The following is a 440-nucleotide window of genomic DNA, read 5'->3' on the forward strand; positions in this document are numbered from 1 at the left end:
AACTTGCTTTAGGACGTAACATGAAGGTGGCCTTCATGCCTTGGAAAGGTTACAACTTTGAGGATGCGATCGTGATCTCAGAAAATGTGGTAAGAAATGATATTTTCACTTCTATTCACATCGATGAGTATGCACTTGAAGTAAGAGATACCAAACTTGGTAACGAAGAATTGACAAATGACATTCCTAACGTTTCAGAAGAGGCTACAAAAGACCTTGATGAGAACGGAATGATTAGAATAGGTGCCGAAGTGAAGCCTGGAGATATTCTTATCGGAAAGATCACTCCTAAAGGAGAAAGCGATCCAACGCCTGAAGAAAAACTTCTAAGAGCTATCTTTGGTGACAAGGCCGGAGATGTAAAAGATGCTTCCCTAAAAGCTTCTCCTTCTTTAAGAGGTGTTGTGATAGACAAGAAATTGTTTGCCCGTGCCATTAAG

1 pseudogene is annotated in these 440 nt (G+C 40.5%); it reads left to right on the top strand.

Annotation, left to right across the window (positions count from 1 at the left end):
* A pseudogene (gene rpoB, locus HC176_RS16635) lies at positions 1-440 on the top strand (DNA-directed RNA polymerase subunit beta); the annotation flags it as partial.

The sequence above is a fragment of the Tamlana crocina genome (genome assembly GCF_012037625.1).